The sequence below is a fragment of the Peptostreptococcus sp. D1 genome (genome assembly GCF_900112955.1).
GTDB lineage: Bacteria > Bacillota > Clostridia > Peptostreptococcales > Peptostreptococcaceae > Peptostreptococcus.
The window spans coordinates 1-2151 of the sequence record NZ_FONP01000034.1 but is presented as its reverse complement, the minus strand read 5'-3'; the positions used below and the strand labels follow the sequence as shown (position 1 = coordinate 2151).

The window sequence follows — 2151 nt, the reverse complement described above, 5'->3', positions numbered from 1 at the left end:
TACTTATCCGGTGCTGATATTTCTGTAAATGTATAGCTTCCAGCCTCCAATTCAAACTCTGTTAGCTTTCCATCAGTTACCCATTCTTTGATTACTGTTGTACCTTCTTCTGTTGTATCATCTTTTTTAGTAAGCTTGATTTTAGCTCCTGCTAGCTCTTCTCCGTTTTCTGTCAGAGCCTTCTTTGAGAAGCTTACCTTTGTTTTTGATACTACCTTTGTATTGATGACCTTTCCACCTGCATAAGTAACCTTATATTCTGTATCTGCAAGCATTACCTTACCCTTTTCTTCTCCAGCTTCTACAATAGTATAGACATTAGCTTTATTATCATTAATATTATCTACCGCCTCAAGCTCTTCAAACTCGCCTTTCCATTTATTATCTTTATTTAATTTGATGGCTTTATCTGTCTTTTTATCATTCTTAACAAGGTATACTGTTACTTCCGGTGCGTCATTTGGATTAATGCCCTGCCATTCTTTTTCTACTTTTAGGCTTTTCTTAGCCGGTTCAAGCGACATTTGTGGTACTATTTTTGTATTGATGACCTTTCCACCTGCATAAGTTACCTCATATTCTGTATCTGCAAGCGTTACCTTGCCATCTTCTTCTCCGTCTTCTACAATAGTATAGACATTAGCTTTATTATCATTAATATCATCTACCACCTCAAGATCCTTAAACTCGCCTTTCCATTTATTATCTTTATTTAGCTTGATAGATTCTTTTGTTTTTTCTTTGTTTTTTACAAGGTATACTGTTACTTCAGGTGCGTCATTTGGATCAATTCCTTGCCATTCTTTTTCTACCTTTAGACTTGTCTTATCCGGCTCCGGCGTTTGTGGTTCAACCGGTGTTGTTTGTTGCTTCTCATCTACCATGACTACAGCGTTGTCAGCAGCTTCTTCCCATTGACCATTGGCTCCCTTTATATATATTTTAAACTTTAACTGAGGAAAACCATAAAGCATTTCAATTTCTTCTTCTATTCTAAAGGACACAGGTTCAGCCTTTTTATATCCTTCAGGAGCTTCTAATTCTATTAGTTTATACTCTTTACCGGATGTTAGCTCATGACTATAGCCTGCATTTGACTTAGACTCAAACTTGCATATCTCCTTACCATCGACTTCTTCTATTTTTAATTTGACTCCACTTAAACCTTTTATGCTATATATGTCAGGTTTTTCTTTTTTTAATTTTTCATACTCTTCGTCTGTAATCTTCGCAAATGACACTTGTGTTTTGTACTGTGTTTCATCTTCCGGTCTTTTCTTCGGATCATTTTTCTTAAGAGCAATCAAGTTTTGATATTTTTTTCCATCGCTGGATTTCATATTTGTTTCATACATATCTAAGGAAAAATTGCCTGTATCAACAATTCCACCACCTATTAATTTTTTATATGCTGCTATTTTTTTATCCCAAATAGCTCTAGCTCCTTCTGACATTAAAGGAAGCAAGGCGATCAATTTCTGATCTTGCTCGGGGTTATATTTATCAGTGTAAAACCAAACTGCCCACTGTGTTGCTTCTCTAAAATCGCCATCATTCAAATCCTCTTTAATACCAGCTGCATTTTCAGGATAGCCATTATAAATGACCTTCATAATATTTTTATAAAATTCCTTATAATTTTCTTTCTGCGACTCTGGATTATTAATATATAAATACATATTATTTTCATTTAAATTAACTTTTTTATAAAGAATTTCTTCTGGATTTTTCAGATCTAAAGGAGCCGGCTTTCCGTAATTAAAGCAATATGCGACATGCCTATCCTCAATCTCTCTTTCACTGATTACTTTGTCTTTAAGTCCCACATAAAATGCCTGATCATATGAGTTCTGGTACTCCTTCCACCCTCGATATATATATTCATTGGATGTACTTGAATCTTGTGCAAATACTGGTGCACTCGGTAACAAGCCTGAACAAACTGTCAATATGGATATAAAAATTGATAAAAATTTATTTAATTTATTCATATTTATATGTATACCTCCTTATATTTTAAATTTTCACACAAAAACAAGCAAAAACACACACCTATCCGTCATCAGGTATATACTTTTGCTTGTTTTTTATATTTATATTTTTATTTTTTAAAATATATGTCTGTCTGTCTGTCTGTCTGTCTGTCTGTCT

Annotated in this window: 1 protein-coding gene; it reads right to left on the bottom strand. The window is 33.8% G+C overall.

Features of this window, described 5'->3' with window-relative positions; genetic code table 11:
* A partial coding sequence (locus BM120_RS10790; protein ID WP_143076550.1) for a thioester-forming surface-anchored protein occupies nucleotides 1-1991 on the bottom strand: 1991 nt, incomplete at its 3' end.
* Between the last annotated feature and the right edge of the window lie 160 nt (nucleotides 1992-2151).